The following is a 21,976-nucleotide window of genomic DNA, read 5'->3' as shown; positions in this document are numbered from 1 at the left end:
CGATAGTGAGTCTCTACATTACCTGGGGAGATATCTCCTAACTAGCCACCGCCTCAGCTTTTTTCTCTTCTACTAATACATAAGGTTCCTCTTTCCCTTGTGCTAAATACGCAGCCAACTGACTTTCTATCTGGTCGCGGACAATTTGGCGATACTCTAGAAAATGCTCGTTGTGGGCACACGCAGAGATATAGTGTTCTAAAACTCCCGGATTACGTTTGAGGATACTAAATAAATGATGCCAGAATTTCCAACGAGTTTCCCGTTTAATCCCCTGTCGCCAAATGACAATGAGTAACGCTTTCACAACTACCCATTCTGGCATCTTAGCTGGGGCTTTCCATTTTGGTAAACCCATCATCAAGAAACAGCGATAGGTGCGGTCTAAGTATTTAATCGGGTCATATAAAGTACAGAACGCGTCAATATATTCCCTGGCAATATCTTCCAGAGGACGGGTAGGGATGAAATTCATTAATGTGGTTTGGTTGATGTTACCATCTTGATTTTCCCGTAGTCGTCCTTCTTTTGTGAGACGATGCCACAATGCTGTATTGGGTAGCGCTTGTAACATGGCGAAGGTAGTAGAGGGAATCGCCGCTTGTTCGGCAAATCTGACAATGCGATCGCCAGCGCCGGCTTTTTCGCCATCAAAGCCAATAATAAACCCAGCCATAGGCCGCAGTCCAGCCTTAATAATAGTTTGCACAGCATCAGCTAGGGAACCGCGAGTATTTTGAAACTTCTTAGTTAATTGCAGACTCTCCTCATCTGGGGTTTCAATCCCCAAGAACACCGCCGAGAAACCAGACTCCACCATCAACTCCAGCATTTCTGGATCTTGTGCCAAATCCACAGAAGCCTCAGTGTCAAAGCGGAAAGGATACTGATGTTCAGCCATCCAGACTTTTAACTCTTTGAGTAACAATTTGACATTACGCTTATTACCGATAAAGTTATCATCTACCATAAACACACCCCGCCGCCAACCCAACTTATAGAGGTAATCTAACTCTGCTAATAGTTGGGCTGGGGTTTTCGTGCGGGGTTTACGGCCATAGAGTACAATAATGTCGCAGAATTCGCACTGGAAGGGACACCCACGGGAAAACTGCACCGACATCATATCATAGGCATCCAATTCTAGTAAATCAAACCGCGGGATGGGCGTAGTTGTGACATCTGGCTTTTCTGTGGCGCGGAAAACTCCAGAAGTTTCACCCCGTTGAATAGCATCAATAAACATGGGTAGGGTGATTTCCCCTTCATCGAGAATCAGAAAATCAGCACCGACATTTTGTACCTCGTGGGGTACAGAAGTGGGATAAGGACCACCCACAGCCACTAACTTACCACGTTGTTTTGCTTCTTGAATTTGCCCTAATAAATCTTGCTTTTGGACAATCATGGCCGAGAAAATTACCACATCCGCCCAATCCCATTCTGCTGCTGTCACCGGGCGAATATTGCGATCAACTAGCTTAAACTCCCATTCTTGGGGTAAAATTGCCGCCACTGTTACTAAACCCAAAGGTGGTAATAAAACTTTGCGATCGACTAATGCCAAGATTTTTTCGTAAGACCAAAAGGTTTTGGGAAATATTGGATATACCAGTAAGATTCGCATATAGTATTAATCCTCACACTGTGATAGTTATCCCAACTGTAACTTAAATCGGAGCAATTCCCCACGGAATAGGAATATCAGCGAGTTCAAAACACAACTTTTGGTAACAGGTTAACACAGATCAATTAGTGATTTATAGAAAGTGGCAGGTGATATTTTTCAGCCTCCTCAATTAATTTTTGTTCCTTTAACAGTTGAGATTAACACCCAGACCACCACGGTTAAAACTAAACCCTTCATACTTTCCCCTCCTTGACACCGCTAATTCTTAAAACATCCCTCATGGTTGCACAGTAGTTTGGCAAACCCCAAATACCAGGATTAATCACATTTTCATAACTAAAATGACGATAGTTCATACAGAATCTATCCCAATCCGCCATTTGAATACGAAATATAGTAATAATTAAATTAGCTAAAGCCAAAGATAGAGGAATACGAAAGTAAATTTTTTTATTGAGATAGGCGCAGACATCCGCCACTGCTTGGTTAGCTGTTAAAGCTGGTTGTCCTAAAACAAATTGACGGGTTTGATTTGCCTGGGGGGGGGAATCTATTAGATACTCTACCACGGTGGCAATATCTTGACCATGGATAAAATGAAAACTGCCATCTACCTGCAAAAAGCGAATTAGGTTAATATATTTAGTGACTTCTGCAATCCCCCCTGTTAGATGGGAATAGGGCTTAGTCTCATCCCCACCCAAAACTAAGGTAGGGAAAACCTTAGTAATTTTCCCGGCGATTTCTAGCTGGGACATCTTTTGCAGACAATCATATTTAGAACGAATATAGTCAGTACCAATTTCCCCCGCTTCCGGGAGGGGTTGGTTATGACGGTCTAACACACTAGCTGTGGAAAAATAAATTACCTGTTCACAGCGTTGGGGGTCGAGCATTTTGATTAACTCTAGGGTCTTAGAGACATTCACATCAAAGGTCTGCTCACCTCCCCAAGCGGTAGCGGTCAGGACTGCGGTATCAATTGTGGGTAACAAATCAGCCAATAAGTCAAGTTTTTGCATATCACCCTCAATCACATTGATACCCGATCGCACTTGAGTATCAACTTGTAATTTTGCCGGGTTTCTCACCAGTAAATATAACTCGTGACTGGTATTTTCAATTAAAGCTTCTGTGATATAATGACCTATACAACCACTGGCACCAGTGACTAAAATCCGTTTTTCTTGCATGGTATTTTCTGATAAATTAATACTTAAATTAATACTTAAATTAATACTTAAACTATATCATGGGGCAGGCAAGATGCCCACTCAACAAGATTTGTTGGGGGTATAATATAATAAGGGCGGGCAAGATGCCCACCCCACAACCGATTGAGGAAATACAACTAAACTCCTACAGCTTTGAGTTGCTTTGCTGTTTCAAAGAAGAAAGCCACATTTTCCTCTGGTGTTTCTGGTAGCACACCATGACCGAGATTGAGGATATGACCCCAATTACCAGCCTTACGCACTGTATCAATAATGCGATCGCGGATGAAATCCTGAGAACCAAATAAAACACCGGGGTCAAGATTTCCCTGAACCTTGACCTGTTTACCCAATCTCGCCCGAGCTTCGGCCATATCCACAGCCCAATCTACGGTGACAATATCAGCACCTGATTTTGGCATTCTTTCCAACACCCCCGCACTACCGCTAACTAACAAAATTAACGGTGTATCAGGATGAGTTTGTTTAACTTGCTCAAACACCCGTTGCTGATAGGGGAGAGCAAAGGTATCATAATCTTGGGGACTGAGTTGACCGGCCCAAGAGTCGAACATCTGCACCACTTGAGCGCCGCAATCAATTTGATAGCGAGTGTAAACAGCGATCGCATCGGCCAATTTAGCCAACAGCTGATGCAACATAGTCGGGTCTGAGAAGGCCATATTTTTAATTACGGAGTAGGTTTTAGAACCCTTACCCTCCACCGCATAAGCTGCTAATGTCCACGGTGCGCCCACAAAGCCTAAAACCGTAGACTGATTACCCACTTCCTGACGTAAAGCTTGCAAGATAGTCTTAATAAAGGGTAGACATACTTCTGGTTCTAGGGGACGCAGCTGATCAATTTGTGCTTGGCTCCGTAGGGGGGAATGAATAATTGGACCCTTACCCTCTGCAATATCCATTTCAATACCTAAACCAGGTAAAGGGGTAACAATATCCGAAAATAAAATTACCCCATCTGGGCGGAATGCTTTCCAAGGTTGTAAGGAAACTTCGATCGCCACTTCGGGAATTTCCGAGCGATCGCGGAAAGAAGGATATTTTTCCCTTAAATCTCGATATGCTTTCATATATCGTCCTGCTTGTCGCATCATCCAGACGGGAGGACGATCTACTACTTCACCACGCGCAGCTCGGAGGAGATGAGGAGCCGTTAACGAAACACCCATTTAACACTTCTTCCTAAGTGATTATTTTTATGCCACTGTTTAGCTTATCATTCACTAGATAAGCTTTTTCCAGAGGGTGACCTCTCAGCATAACAGTTAATGCTGTACTTTCATCATTCAATCCATGTTGCATCTACCCCCCCACTCGAAAAATTTCTTAATACCCCCACTGGAAAGACGCAAGTTTTTTCTTCAGTTTACCTTGATCACTATCTGCGGATGGTTTGTAGCTACCATAGCCAGCATAGCTTTAGAAGGGATCATCCTGGGCAATTTAGCTGCTACCGATTCTTTCCCTTGGGTCAAAATACTCAGCAGCATGATATTTGCAGTAGTTTTTGCCGCCGATCAAGCCCTTGTTCTAGGTAGCTATATTTCCGGTAGGCTATGGACAGTAGCTACCAGTGCAGGTTGGTTGATTGCCTACACCGCTACCATGAACTGGGTAAGATATATTTTTCCTGAGTTTGCCATCACAGGACTTTTGTCAACAATTCTCTATATTTCCAGCGGTATCTGGCTAGGACTGTGCCAATGGTTAGTGTTGCGACGCTACGCCAAACCAGCCTGGTTATGGATTTTCCTGCCTTCTGTATGCTTTTTAGGTATCAGTCTTTTTACTGGGTTTCTTTCCTTAGTACGAAATTTGATGCCCCAAATACATCATACTCCTATATTGTATTGGAGTGAACAATCATTTAAAGCTATCATTCTCGGAGTAATACCAGCACTTGGCTTATGTAGTTTAAAGAGAAACTCTCATCGCCCAACTAAAATTTCTAGCTCATCTTACCTGAGGAATAGCTAGTGAGTACTTGACCATAGGTTAAACATTAATGAATAAAGACCAAGTTTTAAACAAAATAGTCACACCGCCCATTGCTGAGGAACACCCCCAGGTTTTAGAATTGCATGGCGATCGCCGTCTAGATAAATACTTTTGGATGCGTGACCTAGACCACCCACAACTCATCCCCTATCTAGAAGCAGAAAACGCCTATACAGCAGCAATGATGCAGCATACAGAAGCGCTGCAAACCCAGCTTTACAATGAAATGCTCTCCCGCATTAAAGAAACAGATTTATCATTTCCATCCCGAAAAGATGAATATTATTATTATTCTCGTACTGAAGCCGGTAAATCCTATCCCATTCATTGCCGGAAAAAAGGTAGTTTAGAAGCACCAGAAGAAATCCTCTTAGATGAAAATGAATTAGCTCAAGGTCACGATTTTTTTGATTTAGGTGTATTTGCCATCAGCCCCAATCATCAAATATTAGCTTATTCTTTTGATACTACAGGCTCAGAGGAATATCTGTTGTGTTTCCTTGACCTCAACACACATCAGTTATATCCAGAAACCATTCCCAAAACTTATTTCTCCTTGGCCTGGAGTAACGATAATCAAACAGCATTTTACACTAGAATTGATGATGCTAATCGTCCCTACCAACTCCTAAAACATAAATTAGGAAATTGTCCGCAAGAAGATGTATTGATATATGAAGAAAAAGATGATATCTATCATTTACACGTTGAGAAAACCCGCAGCCAATCATATATATTCATGGTGATGCAAAGTAGCATCACCACAGAAATTCACTATTTAGATGCTAATAATCCTTATGGTAATTTTCAGATCATTCGCCCCCGGACTACAGGAGTAGAATATGATGTAGACCATCATAATAATAACTTTTATATTGTCACCAACGACGCAGCCACTAATTTTAAATTAGTCAAAACACCTGTAGATAACCCATCCCTAGAAAATTGGGAAACCATCATTCCCCACAGAGAAGATGTGCTATTATTAGGGGTCAGTCTGTTTGCCAATCACCTGGTAATTTATGAAAGAAAAGGCGGATTGCAAACTGCAAGGGTACAAAACCTATCGACAGGAGAGGAAAATAATATAATTTTCCCAGAACCAACCTATGAATTTTTTGAAGGTAGTAACCCAGAATTTAACACTCAAGTACTGCGGTTTAATTATACTTCTTTAATTACTCCCCAATCTGTTTTTGATTACAACATGGAAACAAATCAGCGGGAATTAAAAAAACAGACGGAAGTTTTGGGAGGATACAACCCCAGTCAATATGAAAGTCAATGGCTCATGGCCACCGCCACGGACGGGACAAAAGTCCCCATCTCCATTGTTTACAAACGGGGAACCAATAAAGATGGTAAAAACCCTTTGTTACTCACAGGATACGGTGCCTATGGTTCCTCTTACCCCCCATCATTTTCATCCACCAGACTAACACTATTAGATCGGGGAGTAGTATTTGCCATTGCTCATATTCGTGGTGGTGAAGAAATGGGGCGCAAGTGGTATGAACAAGGCAAATTTTTACAAAAAAAGAACACCTTTACAGATTTTATTGCCTGTGCAGAGTATTTAATTAGTCAAGGTTGGACAAGGTGCGATCGCCTAGCAATTACCGGGGGTAGTGCGGGGGGTTTATTGATGGGTGCAGTAATGAATATGCGTCCTGATTTGTTTAAAGTGGTTGTAGCTAACGTTCCCTTTGTGGATGTAGTCACCACAATTTTAGATACTTCCCTACCCCTATCAGCAATGGAATGGGAAGAATGGGGAAATCCCAACGACAAAGTTTATTATGACTACATGAAATCCTACTCACCCTATGATAACGTCGCCGCCACAGATTACCCAGATACATTGATTACCGCCGGTTTAAATGATTCCCGGGTCAAATATTGGGAACCCGCCAAATGGACAGCCAAACTCCGGGAACTGAAAACAGATGATCATCTGCTGTTGCTCAAAACCAACATGGAGTCCGGACATGGCGGACCATCTGGACGTTATGAAAGCTTGCGAGAGCTAGCTTTTGAAGACGCTTTTATTTTGGATAGATTGGGTTTAGCATAAACTCATAGGGGCTTTTGAGTCGGTATACCAACAGCGCGGGGAAAACTAGCTGCGGTAGTTGCAACTTTCCGCAAATATAAGCAATGACGCATGCTGTTAGTTAAAGGTGTGGTAAATTGATCAACTAATTCAATTACCCCACCTAATTGGCTAACAGCATTTTGCAAAGCTGTAGTTTCCTCTACAGTCCAATTACCACGATAAATTACAGCCAAACCACCCTGTTTAAGTAATGGTAGAGTATACTCCGCACAAACCGCCGCATTACCAACAGCCCTAATTAAAGCTACATCGTAGGTTTTGCGGTACTGGGGATGATGACCTATTTCCTCAGCCCTCCCAACCACAGTTTTGCTATTGCTAAGAGTTAATTTAGTCAATACCTCGTCAATAAAATTAACTTTCTTTCTGGTTGAATCTACCAGAGTAATTTCACAATTAGGCAGAGCAATTGCTACGGGAACACCGGGAAAACCCGCACCTGTACCAATATCAATTACAGAAGCATTTTCTAAAACAGATGGAATCAATCCCCCTTGTGGTGCAATTCCTCGTAGTGAGTCCCAAAGATGTTTTTCCCAAAATTCTTGTGGTTCGGTAATGCGAGTTAAGTTTAATTGCCGATTACCTTCTATAATTAATTCATACAACTGCTGAAATTTGTGTTGCTGCTCTTCCTGGGGTAGCCAATTCAGGGTATGCTGCCATATATGTGCCATTTCTGGCAATGAGTTAGTCATCAGTCAGTATTTAACTGTTTTATACAGGTGTTTGGGTTTCTTTAATTTTCGCTTTGAGGATCTCCGGTTCTACTGACTGTAGTTCACCGTGGTTCAGTGTCCAACAACGATCAGCGATCGCCAGCATATCCCCAGCATCATGGGTGACAATCAACAGCATCCAATCTTCTTTGAGTTTCGCTAATAAATTAACTAATTGCTGACGCATTGACCAATCTAAACCTGCTGTGGGTTCATCCAATAATAATATATTGGGTTGACGAATCAATTGCACAGCCAAAGCCAAACGCCGCTGCTGTCCACCACTTAAAGCATGGGGTGCTGCACCAAGGGATAAATGCTCTAACCCCACGGCGCTTAATGCTTGTCTAACTCGCTGTGAACCTAATTCAGGATGTCCTAAACGCAATTCTTCTAAAATTGTACCACCGCAAAAGTGCCGCTCTGGGAACTGAAACACTAACCCAGCTAACTGTTGTAGCTGTTCGGGGATAAGTTCTTGTTCCCGCCAAAAAACTGACCCTGAAGTTGGTTCAGCTAGTCCAGATAAAATTTCTAGTAAAGTACTTTTACCCGAACCGCTCGGACCAATAATCATACCCAGCTGCTGGGGTGCTAATTCTAGATTAATCGATTTCAGAATCGCCACCGGGCTGGCTGTAGGATGATAACTGAGATTTCTAATATAGAGCATTTGTCAGGACTAATAAAAAGTTGGCGAATCACTCGTGATGATAATTTTCCATAGCTTAACCGCTCTTCTCCTTTTCTAGACTCTGACAGACTTCACCTGCAAAAAAGACAAGGGACAACGGGAACCAGCCATGACAACCACAGTCTACCTTTGTACAATATTGAGGTTGAAGTGCGATAGGAATTATAGTTAATTTTCTCGGGATTTTAAGTATTACTGGCCACGATGTTAACAATATTTATTTTTTAGGGTGACCATGAATAAACGCCTTTCTCAACTCACCAAGTTAGCTCAGACAACCTTTACAGCAGTCATAGCACTTAATTTATGGGTTAATCCCTCTTTAGCCGGAGACCCATTCCGAACCAATGAACCTCGTAATATTGGAGACAATACAGAAGCCGCTTTTCAGGCAATTTTCCAAAAAGGTGATTATCTAGCCGCCGAAAGTTACCTGGAAAAAGCGATATCCACCGAACCCAACGAACCTTTAGCTTACGCCATGAAGGCCTCTTTAGCCTACGCCAATAAAGATTTAGCCAAACTGGAGACTTATAGCCAGAAAACCCTAGAAGCTGCAGAAAAACTGATTGCTACAGACGAATTACGTGGGAATATATACACCGCTGTGGGACACTTTTTTCAAGGAGCAACAATTATTACCCGTGAAGGTACCCTCAGAGGTGCGCCACAAGCTTTAACTCGCCTGCGTCAAGTATATCAATATTTAGACAGGGCAGAGGCGATCGCCCCTCAAGATCCAGAACTGAATTTACTCAAAGGCTATATGGACTTGATGCTAGCTGTAAATTTACCCTTCGCCAATCCCGATGATGCAATTGCTAGATTAAAGGTGAATGCTGGACCTAAATACCTGGCGGATAGAGGTATAGCCGTTGCTTATCGGGACTTAAAACAGTATTCTCAGGCTTTAGAATATGTCAACAGTGCTTTAAAAACTACATCTGAACATCCAGAATTGTATTATCTCAAAGCTCAAATCCTCAGAGAACAAGGACAACAACTTAAAAGTCAGTCAATCATCCAAGAAGCTGTAGTTAACTTCGACAAAGCCTTGGCTAAAAGATCCCAACTTCCAGCGGATTTGGTCAAACAAATAGAGCGGGAACGTAATAACACCTTTAACACCCTGAATAGTTGGAATAATTAACTGAAAATGCGGAATAATCATATACAGGCGCGATTCGTCGCGTCTCCCCACTCCCTAGCCTGATATGCTGATTTTGAAAGTAACCTAAATATTCCCCCGCGATGCAAATTCAGTTCCGTGAAATTAACCCTTTTGATGTGTGGATTTGGTTAAAGTTCAGTACAGTTCCATCTGAAGGTGAAAAGCAATACGTAGAAGAAGTTTTTAACTCTTGGTTCTATCTGGGAAAATTAGGCGCATTTAATGCCGAAAATCTCCAAGTTCAAGAAACAGGACTGGAAATCAGCTATATGAATTATGACTCCCAAGGGTATGATAAAAGCTTATTGGCACTCATGCACAATATGGGCGAGTTTGAGTATGAAGGACAATGGGCCCGTTGTTGGTTTGACATGGGAACCGCAGATGCGATCGCTCTTGACATTTTAATCAACGCTCTCAAACAGTTAAATGAGGAATATGTGACCATAGAAGATTTATATATTGGTGGTGAAAATGAAGATTGGCCTGTGGAGGAGAGTGATAACCCCAATCATTTCATGTATGATAATTAACTCTATCACCTGAACTTGTCCAGATTCCCGGAGATTCTCAAATCAGTAAACTAGGCAAAATTCCAGTATTCAGTTTGATTAGCTGCAGGATTTATCCGGGATGGCGGACGTATTTTTGTTTGTAACAGCGTAGCATGGCTTAAGCTATAGGGGTTTGACAATGTTTATTCGTACCTATCTTTCTTTGACTTAATCACTTTAATCACATCATCATGTTGTTGACCTTCGATGATGTCTTTTAAATGTATTTTTCCTTCAATATATTGAATATGGATGCGCCATCCTGATATTTTATCGATGTCTGCTCTATATATAGCTTGTTTAATGCCTGTGACTTTATGGAGTCGGGTTTTAGGAAAGTTTCTGGTTCTATGACACTCATTATCCTGCAATTCCGCCAAAGCTTCCAGAAAATCAAGTTTCAAATCTTGTGGTAAAATCTTAATTGCTTCATGGATGACACCATACTCATCTAAAAGGGGCTTAATTTTTACCATTAGCAAGTAGGAACCTCAATCTCTGGATTCTCTATAGTGAAATCTTGATAAAGAGTTTCTGCAACTGAATTATATGCTTTTGCTGCATCTTCAGCCTTAACTGCTCTAAATAAAGTGATTACAGTTCTCTCAAAAATAGGATCATCATCAATCGTGAGAATAATTCTCAGATTTTCATTAATCCTCAGAGAATAGATAGAAGAATCATAATTTTCCTTGAGTCTGATATTTCTTAACTGTGCGCTATGTTTGTAAAACAGATTTTTGTCTATTGAGAGTAACTCAACATAGCTATTCAATTTTTTAATAATCTTAAATTTTTCTGTATTACTAAATTGCTCTAAATCCTGCTCAAAATCCCTTGTAGATTCAATCAGCACATCCATAGCAATAGCTCCTGGGATTAAATCACCTTACTTCAAACTTAACCTAAAGATGGAAAAATTGCCGCGAATAGGGAATAGGGAACTTGGTGTCTACTCCATTAGGATAAAAAAGGCTTGATCACTGAGCATACAGAACCAAAAACCCTATCAGAATATAGTGGGAGCGTGAGAACCCCTACTCTTTAGAGAGGGGATGAAACGTGACTCAAAAGGATTTATCCTGTCGTATCCTTAACACAAAAAGCTTTGACAGGCATTTACAAAGCATTTCTGTTCAGTTAAAATCAAAAAAGCATCCATAAATATGGTGAAAAACCCAAAAGATGCTCTGCCTAAGTAGCCACACAGCTAAATATAACCTTAGCCAAGGTGGGTAGGGGAGCTTTGACACTCCCAAAACAATGTGATTTATTTAATAGATTAAGTAAATCATATCGTAATCAGTTTAGAATCCCCTGTGTTTCAACCGGGGGAGATGTCAAGAAACACAAAAAACTCAAAACACTAATCCCCAACCTCTGGTGAGAAGCCAGGGAAATGGGTTTTAACAGCTATCCTATAAAGGACGGTAAACCCGATAGTTGATGTCAGGGAAAATATTATCCATTAATTCCACCTTTTCTAACCAACCACTATCAACCTTACCAATTTTCACATCTTCATAGAGCTTATTAAAACGCATCAAGTGCGATCGCGTTCTGCGTACAGCATAAGGTACCATAGTTCCTGTCCGCATAATAAAAGCCCAGTCAGAAGACTGTGCTAGTAAAAGTTCCCGCGCAGCTTGGTTGAGAGCCTTTTCTTGCAATTGGTCTTCAGCTTCCAAGCGGGATATTTCAATCATCCGTTCCGTTGCTTTGTGTAAATGTGGATAAATCCAAGCATTTGTTTCATTTAACCAATACTCATGAAAACCCTTATAACCCCAACTCGACTGGGAAGGACGACAAACCTGCTGAGTGGGTTCTGCGCGTAAATAATCAGCTAGATGAGTCATTTTATAAGTTTGTTGATCATACCATGACTTGCGGAACAGGTAATCAATAAACCAGGGTCCCTCATACCACCAGTGGCCAAATAACTCTGCATCATAGGGCGAAACGATAATTGGCGGGCGACCCATGATACCGTGTAAATGCTCAGATTGTCGTTCACGATTATACATGAAGTTCGCAGCGTGTTCTGCCGCTTTTTCCCTTGCCCAATAGGGATCATAAAGTGCCTTGTCGGAAAGACCTAAACCCCGCCCGGTAATTTTATGATACTTAATGCCGGTATTTTTGCGTTGACCATTGGGCATAATATAGGGCTTAATGTACTCATATTCGGCTTCCCAGCCCAAATCCTTGTAAAATTCCCGATATTCTGCTGCACCCGGATAACCCACCTCAGATGACCATACCTGCTGAGAAGATTCATGGTCTCGACCAAAAGCCGCCACACCAGTTTCTGTAAAAATTGGCGCATAAGTACCAAAGCGGGGGCGGGGACGGGCGTATAAAATCCCATGTCCATCCGTGAGGAAATAGCGTAAACCAGCATCCGCCAGCATTCGCTCCACACCTTCATAGTAAGCGCATTCTGGTAACCAAATACCTCTGGGGGATTGGCCAAAGGTTTGCTCATAGTGTTCACAAGCTACTTGAATTTGCGCCCACACCGCTTGGGGGTACATTTTCATCAGTGGTAGATAGCCGTGGGTAGCACCACAAGTAATAATTTCTAGGTTATTAGTATCTTGGAATTGCTTAAATGCTGTTACCAAATCACCATTGTACTTTTCCCATACCTGACGCGCTTCGTTAAACTCAGTGGCGTAGTGTTCAGCTAGGTAACGAAGATGGCCATTATTGATATTATGCTCCGCTTCTAGTTCTGTCAGTTCTTCTAATTTGGCTAAGTGTGCGTCATAGCGTTCTTGCAGTAGGGGGTCACGGAGCATGGACACCAGAGGCGGTGTCATACTCATGGTAATTTTAAAGTCGATACCGTCTCTCTTTAAGCCCTCAAATACTTTTAATAAAGGAATGTATGTTTCGGTGATGGCTTCATAAAGCCATTCTTCTTCTAATACATAGTCACTTTCTGGGTGACGAACGAAGGGTAGATGCGCGTGAAGTACGAGGGCGACGTAGCCGATAGCCATAGTTATTTAAGGGTATTACTGTAAGTTGAAGGAGGAGGGATGAGGGAAATTAACAATATTTTAGGACTTTATGGGATCGTGAGTTGAGTTTTCTGTTGACCTTTACCTTTCACAATATTTGCTCACGGCTAATGAGAAAAAACCGCCCTTTAGTCTGTTAGTCTTCCGCATCTTGATATAATTGTTCTAATGCTTGTAACTGTGTCTTCCGGGAAACGCGACGATATTTTTTACTCTCTAACTTTGGTTCATATTGCTGCTTACCTTTACCTTTGGTTTTAATTTTCAGTGTTGACTCAGGATCGGCTTGTTGTTGCAGCTGAGTTTGACGCGCGATCGCTTGTTCTAAAAATTCTAAGTAATGTTCGTACCTTTCCCAGTCACCCTGCACCACGCAATCAGGCTCGTCTCGATGCAAACAGTTACTAAATCGACAGCTAGACACTGCTAACCGCTCTCTAGCTTCTGGGAAGTAATATACTAGTTCTTGTGGACTACAATCCAAATCCGGTTGATTAAATCCGGGAGTGTCTGCGAGTAGACCACCCCCTGGCAATTCAAATAATTCTGTATGGCGCGTTGTATGGCGACCACGTGCTAGTTTACCAGAAACTTCTGCCACTCGCAGGTTAAGAGTGGGTATGAGGGTATTAATCAGGCTGGATTTACCCACCCCAGAAGGCCCAGCAATGACAGTAATTTTATGATTCAGATAGTTAGTTAATTCGTCAATATTAATACCATTTTTGACGCTGATAAATAGGGGTTTATACCCCCAACCCTCCAGGCGATCGCTAATTTCCTGTTGTACCTGTGGCGAGACTAAATCGCTTTTATTTAGACATAACAGCACATCCACATCAGTAGATTCCGCCTTGACCAGAAACCGACTTAGTTGATAAGGCTCCAGAGGTGGATCTGTGAGCGCAAATGCTAGCAGGATTTGGTCAACATTGGCGATCGCTGGACGGTCTAATTGACTTTCACGGGGGAGAACATCTGAAACTGCGCCCCTACCACCAGACCAATCTGGCTGAGAAATAATGACGCGATCGCCCACCATTACCTGTTGACCAATTTTTTTCAAGCGAGTTCTGCGGGTACAAAGCAGGATAGGGGGTGCTAGATCATCCAGAACCCCCACTTCTACATCCAGCCGCACGCGATAAAAATTAGCTTGCACGGCTAGCACCGTACCGAGTAACTGCCCATTAGTTGGCATAGTTTTGACTGTTGTCATGGGCCAGCAGCAGCGGGACGGCTTACCAACAAAGAAAAATAGCCCATGCAATCTGTAATTTGCTCAACCTGATAACCTGCCATAGTCAAGCTATCAGGGACTTGCTCAATAGGTTCTCCAGAATCTAGCCATACTTCTAGCAAACCTCCCGGCGGCATTTTTTCCAAGAATAATTTTGTGCGCACAAAATTAATCGGACAAGGAGTACCACGCAGGTCAAGTTGAGCATCGGGAGTTGAAAGGTGAGAAGATTTCATTACTTAAACAGATTCCCCAAGAAGCCTTGACCACCTTTACCAGTCCTGTCTCCCTTAATTTTAGCGAGCTTTTCGAGTAATTCCCGTTCTTCGGGGGTCACCTTGGTAGGAATGTCAATTAAGATCGTCAGCAGGTGGTCTCCGCGACTGACAGGATTGCCCAAACGAGGTACACCCCGGTTTTCCAGCTTCATGACTGTATTCGCCTGGGTACCGGCGGGGATAACCATTTCCACCGGGCCTTCTACTGTTTCTACTTCCAAACGGCAGCCTAAAATAGCTTGCAGGTAGCTAATTTTAATTTCTGAGAGAATATTAATGCCATCCCGCTGGAATAATTCATCTTCATTCACAAATAAGTAGACATACAAATCCCCCGGCGGACCGCCACGTTGACCAGCATCCCCTTCTTGGGAGATCCGTAAACGGGTGCCATTGTCTACCCCTGCGGGAATGGTAATTTTTAGTTTTTTGGGTATTTGATTTGTCCCTTTACCATCACAAGCATCACATTTATCTTCAATCACTGTTCCCGTACCGTTACAGGTAGGACAAGTTGAGACTTGAGTAAAGCTACCAAAAGGTGTTCTAGTCACACGCCGGACTTGACCCGAACCGCCACAAGTGGAACAGGTACGAGGGCGAGTACCTGGTTTAGCACCCGAACCGTTACAGACACCACAGACCTCTAAATGGGAAATGCGAATTTCTTTTTCCCCACCAAATACAGCTTCGCGAAACTCTAACTTCAGGTCTAACCTTAAGTCGTCACCCCGTACTGGTCCGCTGCGCCGCCGTTGCGTTTGACCGCCCATACCGCCACCAGCGAAGCCACTGAAAATACTTTCAAAGATATCGGCAAAGCCGCCCATATCGCCCATGTCTTGGAAGCCTGCGCCTGCGCCACCGGAAATACCAGCTTCACCAAAACGGTTATATCGTTCTCGAATCTCCGGCTCAGAAAGCACTTCATAAGCGCGGTTAATTTCCTTAAACCGATCTTCGGCTCCCGGTTCTTTGTTCACATCTGGGTGATACTTCCGGGCTAAACGGCGGTAAGCTTGTTTGATGTCTTCTTTGTCGGCGTCACGAGAGACACCCAGAATTTCATAATAGTCGCGGGCCATATAGCAAAGGTAAAAGTTAGGAGGAAGAAAGCAACAAGGCAATCAACGCCACAGACACTTGCTATCCTAGGGTAAGTCATATCCTGGAGGACTCGCTACTGGTAACAGTATGCCAGTCAGGAAAATCTTTACTCCGGTTGTTGTCCTGGGGGCAAAAACTCCCTCAGGTGACTGCTTTGGATAACTTAGTGTTCTTTGAAGGGCGGCTTGCCGGAAACTAGGCAGAAATAAAAAGTTAATTTTTATTAATATTCATATTAATATATTATCGATTTTACCTTTTACCTTTCATAAAAAGATGCAGTAAATTAAAAGCAAACCACACAAATAGCCAAAGTTGGACAATAAACTGTCTCTTGTACAATTGTGCTACTTCCCAGGGTAAACCTTTGCTGATCAACTATAGGAGCTAGCCGCACAATTAGGTACGGAAAACCCCCCACCGCTGTTTGCTGACATTCTACTCTGGGGATCTCTAGTCCATGATAACCCCCCCATCTACCAGAAGCCTACACTCCCCAGAAGGGCGAGTGTAGGTAGTTGACATTGGTCTTATTACCGCCCTAGGTAGGGCAATGAGTATTTTAGATTCACTCCACCCACAAGGACATGCAGCCCGGGGATGACTGGTCATACCCCAACTTAAAATGCGACACCAGTAACTACAGTTTAACTTTTAGCTGAAGACTGATCTTGTTGTACGGGTGATGTGTCTTCCTTGGGCGCAGCGACCTTGACCATTGAATGGCGCAGCACGCGATCGCCTAAGTAGTATCCACGTACTAATTCTTCTAAAACTGTTCCTTCGGGATGTTCATCCGTTGCTTCCCGCATAACCGCTTCATGGACATTGGGGTCAAACTGTTCCCCTTCTGGACGCATTGGTGATACACCCAGGCGTTTGAGAGATTCTACTAATTGTTTATAAACCCCTTGATAACTTTTGTGAATTGTCATCTCACCATCAGTTTGTGGCTTGAGGTGCGCTCGCGCCCGCTCAAAATTATCAACTATGGGGAGCAATTCCAAAATAGTATTCCGCTTCACTTGCAAATCCAGCTCTTCTTTTTCTTTGCTGGTACGTTTGCGGTAATTTTCAAAATCTGCGGCAATCCTCATATATTGAGTACCGCGTTCTTCTAGTTGCACTTTGAGGGATTCAATTTGTTGAGTCAATTCCGCTACAGCAGCGGTTTCTAATTCAGTTGTATCAGTGGCAGGAACACCATTTTCTGGTGAAATGGTTGTATCTTCCGATAGTTTATCTGGTGTTGTCACTTGCTCAGGAAACCACCCTGCGCCAGATACGTTAGGGTTGGTAGGGGCTGGTGAGTCACTCGTCATTGATACCTCTATTGGTTCACCCAATTGCTGGCTTGTATTGTTTACCTGTTTATTTTCGTCCATGATTGTCTACTCGTCCCAAATTATTTTTATGGCATAGCGTCACCACAGCTGACAACTGAGGCTAATTTTTGGCCGATATTTTCCTGGAACTGATGTAACAGTCTTTTTATTGTGACAAATGGTGAACAAGTTAGGGTAGACACCATGGGGGCGGTATACCGAACGAGGGTTAGGTTACGAATACCAGAATTTTCAGCAATGAGTCAAATATTTTTGGTTACCCCCTTGCAATTTCTCGAAGCCGGTGCTAATGTTAGTAATCGTGAGACAAATGGGTCGGTGTCCGAGTGGTTAATGGAGACGGACTGTAAATCCGTTGGCTAGCGCCTACGCTGGTTCAAATCCAGCCCGGCCCACCACTTCTCAAGTTGTGAGCTATAATTATTCAGTGACTGGTAATTTCACTGTTTTATAGCTCTCAAACCAAAAATCAATTTTTTTGCCCGTGTGGCTCAGTGGTAGAGCACACCCTTGGTAAGGGTGAGGTCACGAGTTCAATCCTCGTCACGGGCTTTTATCTAAACAAAAATATTCCTCAGCAAAAGGCGGTATAAAGCCTTTTTCATGCTGAAGTACACACCCATTTTTTCCCCTGTTCCCTGTTCGGTGTGTTCCCTATCCCCTATTCCCTATTCGGTGTGTTCCCTCAAACTAAAAAACTTTGTAGCTCCATGAATAAAGTTAGAAAATGTTAGTCTCAAACAATTATTATCCGATTAAAAAAATGTTTTAAATACTACTAAGATTTGAGGGGATTGAATTTTCTAATCTATAGAATCGATAAAGTTTAAATAATATATTTGACAAATACAGCACAGAAAATAATTTGATTAGCTAGAATGCTTGGTACTAGTGAGTTAAGCAATTTTAAATCTTAAATCAGCTTTAAAGTTTCTTAGCTGTAAGTAAAGCTATAGTGTATTTAGCAATGCTGCTGTAAGCGTCGCTGAGATTAAGTTCTCAAGCCATATTAGTTGTTATGAATTTGTTTGGAAAGACACCCTAACTAAATGACAGGCAAAAACACAAGACATAATGCATTTCTGCGGCTAGTGTCTGGTAATGCAGCAGCTCCCGCAGCAGGTTCTCGCTATTCGCTGCTCACCAGTAAAGAGGCGGTAATTGGACGCGACCCAACCTGCCAAGTTGTCTTGGATGCCATGATGTATCGGATGGTATCTCGTCGTCATGCCGTGGTTCGTCCCCTCTCCTCATCCCCAGAACACAAATTTAGCTGGGTAATTTGTGATTTAAATAGTGCTAATGGGACTTTTTTAAATGGCAAACGCCTGTCTGAGTGTCAAGAATTGCACCCTGGCGATCGCATTTCCCTGGGTTCTGATGGTCCGGAATTTATTTTTGAGTATGACTTAATTTCTCAACCTACGGTAATGACCAACGTAGTCAAACCGCTACCATCGGCTTCAAAAAGCCACCCCCATACATATTTAAAACAACCTGATTCAGTTAGCTTTACGCAACTGTTTCCGATTATTTCCACAGGTAAAGATTTAACTCGTAAAGCTTATCTAATACCGGGAATATTGACAGTAATATTTGTGGTGATGATGTTTGCCACTGTCGGTCAGCCCCAGATTAATCAGGTAATAGTCGCCACTTACATAGCATCAGCTGCTTACTATTTTGTTTACCAACTTTGCGGTAAACAGAAGTCTTGGTGGGTGCTAATGGGGACTGCATTAACGACAACCTTGATTTTACTTAGTCCCCTGTTGGATTTATTTATCTTTGTGTTTCGGGTGATTCTACCAGGTAACTTACCTTCTCCTCAAGAGTCTATCACCTTTACAGAATTGCTGATCAGGATGTTCTTCGGTGCGGGGTTGATGGAAGAATTGCTCAAAGCATTACCTTTAATCAGCGCGTATTTTATAGGTCGTAACTTACCCTCACCTTGGCGAGAACGCATTGGTATTTGGGAACCTTTAGATGGCATTCTCCTGGGAACCGCCTCCGCTGTGGGTTTTACCCTACTGGAAACTTTAGGACAATATGTACCAGATATTACCCAAAATGTGGCTCAACAGGTGGGCATAGGGGCGGCTGGGCAATTAGCTGGGTTTCAACTACTAATTCCGCGAATTTTAGGCTCCGTAGCCGGACACATGGCTTATAGTGGCTACTTGGGCTATTTTATTGGGTTGGCTGTTCTCAAGCCCCGGATGAGTTGGCAGATTCTCTCTATTGGTTATCTAAGCGCATCTGCACTTCATGCTTTGTGGAATGCAACAGGATCAATCAATGGTTTATTTTTGGTAGTGGTGGGGGTATTGTCTTATGCGTTCTTGATGGCGGCGATTTTGAAAGCGCGGGTACTATCACCAACGCGATCGCAAAATTTTGCCACCCGCTTTATTGGCGATAAATAACAATATAGCATTTCCCATGCTCGTGAGGTACAATTTTTTTTAGTTGGAGGGAACAGGGAACACACCGAACAGGGAATAGGGAATAGGGAATTGGTGTGTACTTCATGAGCCTGAAAAAGGCTATAAATAATCACCTAAATAATCTTTGGTACTAACCATACCACAGATCCAATTAGGAAGATAATTTTACACTTTGAGGTTACTGGCTTTGAGGAGGTTGAGAATTACTAGGAGTTTGCGGTGTTTCAGGGGTAGGAATATTAGATCGGTATCTCGATTGCATCATCCAATATCCTAGTAAACCAGCTAAAACCAGCAACAAGGACAGCACAAGTAGGTTTAAAGGTAATTTAGCAAGCCTACTGGACTGAATTTTAGATATTACTTGAGTTTTTTGGTTATGGCTACCCTCTAATAGAGTGGGGTGTAACTCCTGAGTTCCAGAACTTGCTGCCGAGACAGAGGAAATATCCGGAATAACTGCCTTTAAAGTTAAATCTGGTGTGGCTACGCCAGACAAACTATCAGAACATTGTACTTTATAATGTATTAAAGCCAAAGTAACATTATCATGTCCATTTTTAGTATTAGCAAGTTCCACCAATTTATTCGCTACTGAAATAATATCATCTTCACCAGTCAAAATTGGTAAAATTTCCGTTTGCCAATAGTCTTCTACACGGTCAAAATCACTCAGTCCATCTGAAGTCAGTAAAAAAATCCCCTCTTCATCCAGAATAAACCGCTGGGAAGTAGGATGTAATGAGCTACTACCACTCATACCCAGAGCTTGTATCAAAGAACCAGCCCCACGGTTCCCTACAGCCTCACGATAAACAGCATACCCCAACCTCACCTCGCGGGAAGCTAGATCATCATCTAAAGTGACTTGATAACAACCCTCTCGCGTCACCCAGTAAGCACGGCTATCCCCCACATGAGTAAGGTACATTTCATGTCCCACAGGTAAAGCCATGACCAGAGTTGTACCCATACGTTGACGGGCTTGACGATGTTCACTGTCATTGCGATCGCTAATTTTGTCATTAGCCACAGCCACGGCATCATCCAGAATAGCTAAGATTCGGGACGGTTCGAGAGGATCTTCAGTGGTCGGTGAGCGGAGTCGAACCTTTAAATCAGTCACCTCCTGTAACTGTTGAGAGATGCTTTCAATGGCTAAGTTAGAAGCAATATTCCCCCCTTGGTGTCCACCGATGCCGTCACAGACTATGGCTAAAGCAGAGTCCTGTGGGGGGATAGTCACCACCGTACCGCTGTTCGGGTAGCAAGCGTCTTCGTTGCGTTCACGTTTAGGGCCTGTGTCAGTGAGAGTGGTCACCTGGACGGTGAGGGTTTGTGATGCGCCCAACTGTGTCAGAGCTTGATCTAAAACTGCAATTAAGACATCTGGGGAACTAATCCTCCCCTCAATCAAAAAATTACTAATCTCCCGAATAAAATCAGCTACAGGTGGTAGGGATTGGGGCAGTAGTTGTTGCCAAAATTTGCCTAATTGGCGTAAACCTGGGGATTTGTGAGCATCAAACCGCAACTCCAACAGGCGGACTAAAGGTCCAGCGACTCGGAGGACATCAGCATCTATTAAACTACTAGCTACCCCCTGACTGTGGAAAGGTTGCCACAGATGGGCTATTTGCCATAACCAGTTAAGTTGACGCATAGAGGAAGCCTGATGCCAGGCTGTGGTTAACTGGGGATATAGCTGCACCTGGAGTGGGGAATCAACCGAGTATAAAGGCGGCTGTTCTAAAAGTAAAATTGGCTTATCTGAAGCGGCTCCATACCCAGGCAGTATGCCATATATCTGTGGTATGTTTAATCTATGGGGAAATAGTCTCAAATAAACTTTTATCTGCTCGAGAGAACTCCCATGGAGCTTCCCTAAGTCAGGCATTTGCGGTAGTATTCCTGGCTTTGTATCTAAAAGGATATTATTTTGAATAACTAAATAGCGATCGCCTAATACATCTCCAGGGCTACCCATATTCAGAACATCCCCCACAGCCCACAGATATCGTTTCGGGAGGGGTGCGGAGCATTGCTGGCAGAACTTGTGATTTAAAGGGTTAGGAGCCAGACAATCTTGATTTGGGCAGTAGAGCGTTACCGCTTCATTTTCCATAGTGTTGGGACTGATCAGCGTGACGGTTGACGGTTGACAGTTGACGGTTGGCTGTATTTTTCAGTTAACAGTGCACTGTCAACAGTGAACGCATTTGACTAATACCTTAGCTCGAAATCAAGTTTACAAACCAAACAGCCGGGGGTAGCCTCAGCCATAATACAAAGGGAACAGGGAACAGGGAACAGGGAACAGGGAACAGGGAACAGGGAACAGGGAACAGGGAACAGGGAACAGGGAACAGGGAACAGGGAACAGGGAACAGGGAACAGGGAACAGGA

General features: G+C 43.0%; 18 protein-coding genes and 2 tRNA genes. 7 read left to right on the top strand and 13 right to left on the bottom strand.

Annotated elements, in window-relative coordinates; translation table 11 throughout:
• Positions 1-37 precede the first annotated feature (37 nt).
• From NWP22_RS00890 to hemE, 3 genes are all read right to left on the bottom strand, one after another.
• Positions 38-1,627, bottom strand: a complete 1,590-nt coding sequence (locus tag NWP22_RS00890; RefSeq protein ID WP_280801405.1) for a B12-binding domain-containing radical SAM protein — start codon at positions 1,625-1,627, stop codon at positions 38-40.
• Positions 1,628-1,863: 236 nt separating this feature from the next.
• Complete coding sequence (locus NWP22_RS00885; protein ID WP_271732599.1) at positions 1,864-2,823, bottom strand: NAD-dependent epimerase/dehydratase family protein; 960 nt, start codon at positions 2,821-2,823, stop codon at positions 1,864-1,866.
• Between the two features lie 158 nt (positions 2,824-2,981).
• Positions 2,982-4,037, bottom strand: a complete 1,056-nt coding sequence (gene hemE / locus NWP22_RS00880) for a uroporphyrinogen decarboxylase (protein ID WP_271732598.1) — start codon at positions 4,035-4,037, stop codon at positions 2,982-2,984.
• Between the two features lie 124 nt (positions 4,038-4,161).
• Here hemE and NWP22_RS00875 point away from each other — a divergent pair, with 124 nt between their 5' ends.
• Together NWP22_RS00875 and NWP22_RS00870 are read left to right on the top strand one after the other, a co-directional pair.
• On the top strand, positions 4,162-4,845 hold the full coding sequence (locus NWP22_RS00875) for a hypothetical protein (protein ID WP_271732596.1): 684 nt from the start codon (positions 4,162-4,164) through the stop codon (positions 4,843-4,845).
• A gap of 28 nt (positions 4,846-4,873) precedes the next feature.
• Positions 4,874-6,940, top strand: a complete 2,067-nt coding sequence (locus tag NWP22_RS00870; RefSeq protein WP_271732594.1) for a S9 family peptidase — start codon at positions 4,874-4,876, stop codon at positions 6,938-6,940.
• A gap of 2 nt (positions 6,941-6,942) precedes the next feature.
• Here the strand turns inward: NWP22_RS00870 and rsmG are convergent, their stop codons facing one another.
• Together rsmG and NWP22_RS00860 are read right to left on the bottom strand one after the other, a co-directional pair.
• Positions 6,943-7,680 (bottom strand): 16S rRNA (guanine(527)-N(7))-methyltransferase RsmG, encoded by a 738-nt coding sequence (gene rsmG / locus NWP22_RS00865; protein WP_280801404.1) that lies wholly within the window; start codon positions 7,678-7,680, stop codon positions 6,943-6,945.
• A gap of 19 nt (positions 7,681-7,699) precedes the next feature.
• A complete protein-coding gene (locus NWP22_RS00860; RefSeq protein ID WP_271732592.1) occupies positions 7,700-8,374 on the bottom strand; it encodes an ABC transporter ATP-binding protein in 675 nt (224 codons plus the stop codon).
• A 256-nt stretch (positions 8,375-8,630) separates the two neighbouring features.
• Here NWP22_RS00860 and NWP22_RS00855 point away from each other — a divergent pair, with 256 nt between their 5' ends.
• Both NWP22_RS00855 and NWP22_RS00850 read left to right on the top strand, forming a co-directional pair.
• Complete coding sequence (locus NWP22_RS00855; protein ID WP_280801403.1) at positions 8,631-9,545, top strand: Sll0314/Alr1548 family TPR repeat-containing protein; 915 nt, start codon at positions 8,631-8,633, stop codon at positions 9,543-9,545.
• A 101-nt stretch (positions 9,546-9,646) separates the two neighbouring features.
• Positions 9,647-10,099, top strand: a complete 453-nt coding sequence (locus NWP22_RS00850; protein ID WP_280801402.1) for a DUF3531 family protein — start codon at positions 9,647-9,649, stop codon at positions 10,097-10,099.
• Between the two features lie 164 nt (positions 10,100-10,263).
• Here NWP22_RS00850 and NWP22_RS00845 read toward each other — a convergent pair whose 3' ends face one another.
• The 7 genes from NWP22_RS00845 to grpE all read right to left on the bottom strand — a co-directional run bounded on the left by NWP22_RS00845 (position 10,264) and on the right by grpE (position 17,162).
• Complete coding sequence (locus NWP22_RS00845) at positions 10,264-10,596, bottom strand: hypothetical protein (protein ID WP_271732588.1); 333 nt, start codon at positions 10,594-10,596, stop codon at positions 10,264-10,266.
• Entirely contained in the window at positions 10,596-10,982 is a 387-nt protein-coding gene (locus tag NWP22_RS00840) for a hypothetical protein (protein WP_271732586.1), read from the bottom strand. The genes NWP22_RS00845 and NWP22_RS00840 overlap by 1 nt, the downstream gene beginning before the upstream one ends.
• Positions 10,983-11,538: 556 nt before the next feature.
• On the bottom strand, positions 11,539-13,128 hold the full coding sequence (locus tag NWP22_RS00835; RefSeq protein WP_271732584.1) for a glycoside hydrolase family 57 protein: 1,590 nt from the start codon (positions 13,126-13,128) through the stop codon (positions 11,539-11,541).
• 157 nt (positions 13,129-13,285) lie between these two features.
• Entirely contained in the window at positions 13,286-14,368 is a 1,083-nt protein-coding gene (gene rsgA, locus NWP22_RS00830) for a small ribosomal subunit biogenesis GTPase RsgA (RefSeq protein WP_280801401.1), read from the bottom strand.
• A complete protein-coding gene (locus tag NWP22_RS00825) occupies positions 14,365-14,625 on the bottom strand; it encodes a sulfurtransferase TusA family protein (RefSeq protein ID WP_271732580.1) in 261 nt (86 codons plus the stop codon). The genes rsgA and NWP22_RS00825 overlap by 4 nt, the downstream gene beginning before the upstream one ends.
• Positions 14,625-15,752 carry a molecular chaperone DnaJ gene (dnaJ, locus tag NWP22_RS00820; RefSeq protein WP_271732579.1) on the bottom strand — a complete coding sequence of 376 codons (1,128 nt, stop codon included), beginning with the start codon at positions 15,750-15,752 and terminating at the stop codon, positions 14,625-14,627. The genes NWP22_RS00825 and dnaJ overlap by 1 nt, the downstream gene beginning before the upstream one ends.
• Before the next feature lie 669 nt (positions 15,753-16,421).
• Positions 16,422-17,162, bottom strand: a complete 741-nt coding sequence (gene grpE / locus NWP22_RS00815; RefSeq protein WP_280801408.1) for a nucleotide exchange factor GrpE — start codon at positions 17,160-17,162, stop codon at positions 16,422-16,424.
• A 270-nt stretch (positions 17,163-17,432) separates the two neighbouring features.
• Between grpE and NWP22_RS00810 the strand changes: the two genes are divergently transcribed.
• The 3 genes from NWP22_RS00810 to NWP22_RS00800 all read left to right on the top strand — a co-directional run bounded on the left by NWP22_RS00810 (position 17,433) and on the right by NWP22_RS00800 (position 19,549).
• Positions 17,433-17,518 (top strand) — tRNA-Tyr (locus NWP22_RS00810).
• Positions 17,519-17,600: 82 nt separating this feature from the next.
• Positions 17,601-17,672: transfer RNA gene (locus tag NWP22_RS00805), tRNA-Thr, on the top strand.
• A 497-nt stretch (positions 17,673-18,169) separates the two neighbouring features.
• Positions 18,170-19,549 (top strand): PrsW family glutamic-type intramembrane protease, encoded by a 1,380-nt coding sequence (locus NWP22_RS00800; protein ID WP_271732577.1) that lies wholly within the window; start codon positions 18,170-18,172, stop codon positions 19,547-19,549.
• A 199-nt stretch (positions 19,550-19,748) separates the two neighbouring features.
• Here NWP22_RS00800 and NWP22_RS00795 read toward each other — a convergent pair whose 3' ends face one another.
• The gene (locus NWP22_RS00795; RefSeq protein WP_280801400.1) at positions 19,749-21,695 is read right to left on the bottom strand and encodes a protein phosphatase 2C domain-containing protein; all 1,947 of its coding nucleotides are present in this window, start codon (positions 21,693-21,695) and stop codon (positions 19,749-19,751) included.
• Between the last annotated feature and the right edge of the window lie 281 nt (positions 21,696-21,976).

Origin of the sequence: Anabaenopsis tanganyikae CS-531, assembly GCF_029891675.1 — a bacterium.
Classification (GTDB): Bacteria; Cyanobacteriota; Cyanobacteriia; order Cyanobacteriales; family Nostocaceae; genus Anabaenopsis; species Anabaenopsis arnoldii.
The sequence above is the reverse complement of the archived record's forward strand: the minus strand, read 5'-3'. Positions and strand labels throughout refer to the sequence as shown.

Bases quoted from the DNA above. Each gene is read 5' to 3' on its own strand.
- NWP22_RS00825 (WP_271732580.1), bottom strand. From the start codon at position 14,625: ATGAAATCTTCTCACCTTTCAACTCCCGATGCTCAACTTGACCTGCGT.
- dnaJ (WP_271732579.1), bottom strand. From the start codon at position 15,752: ATGGCCCGCGACTATTATGAAATTCTGGGTGTCTCTCGTGACGCCGAC.
- NWP22_RS00870 (WP_271732594.1), top strand. From the start codon at position 4,874: ATGAATAAAGACCAAGTTTTAAACAAAATAGTCACACCGCCCATTGCT.
- NWP22_RS00845 (WP_271732588.1), bottom strand. From the start codon at position 10,596: ATGGTAAAAATTAAGCCCCTTTTAGATGAGTATGGTGTCATCCATGAA.
- NWP22_RS00840 (WP_271732586.1), bottom strand. From the start codon at position 10,982: ATGGATGTGCTGATTGAATCTACAAGGGATTTTGAGCAGGATTTAGAG.
- NWP22_RS00875 (WP_271732596.1), top strand. From the start codon at position 4,162: ATGTTGCATCTACCCCCCCACTCGAAAAATTTCTTAATACCCCCACTG.
- NWP22_RS00795 (WP_280801400.1), bottom strand. From the start codon at position 21,695: ATGGAAAATGAAGCGGTAACGCTCTACTGCCCAAATCAAGATTGTCTG.
- NWP22_RS00855 (WP_280801403.1), top strand. From the start codon at position 8,631: ATGAATAAACGCCTTTCTCAACTCACCAAGTTAGCTCAGACAACCTTT.
- rsgA (WP_280801401.1), bottom strand. From the start codon at position 14,368: ATGACAACAGTCAAAACTATGCCAACTAATGGGCAGTTACTCGGTACG.
- NWP22_RS00885 (WP_271732599.1), bottom strand. From the start codon at position 2,823: ATGCAAGAAAAACGGATTTTAGTCACTGGTGCCAGTGGTTGTATAGGT.
- NWP22_RS00835 (WP_271732584.1), bottom strand. From the start codon at position 13,128: ATGGCTATCGGCTACGTCGCCCTCGTACTTCACGCGCATCTACCCTTC.
- hemE (WP_271732598.1), bottom strand. From the start codon at position 4,037: ATGGGTGTTTCGTTAACGGCTCCTCATCTCCTCCGAGCTGCGCGTGGT.
- NWP22_RS00850 (WP_280801402.1), top strand. From the start codon at position 9,647: ATGCAAATTCAGTTCCGTGAAATTAACCCTTTTGATGTGTGGATTTGG.
- rsmG (WP_280801404.1), bottom strand. From the start codon at position 7,680: ATGACTAACTCATTGCCAGAAATGGCACATATATGGCAGCATACCCTG.
- NWP22_RS00800 (WP_271732577.1), top strand. From the start codon at position 18,170: ATGACAGGCAAAAACACAAGACATAATGCATTTCTGCGGCTAGTGTCT.
- NWP22_RS00860 (WP_271732592.1), bottom strand. From the start codon at position 8,374: ATGCTCTATATTAGAAATCTCAGTTATCATCCTACAGCCAGCCCGGTG.
- NWP22_RS00890 (WP_280801405.1), bottom strand. From the start codon at position 1,627: ATGCGAATCTTACTGGTATATCCAATATTTCCCAAAACCTTTTGGTCT.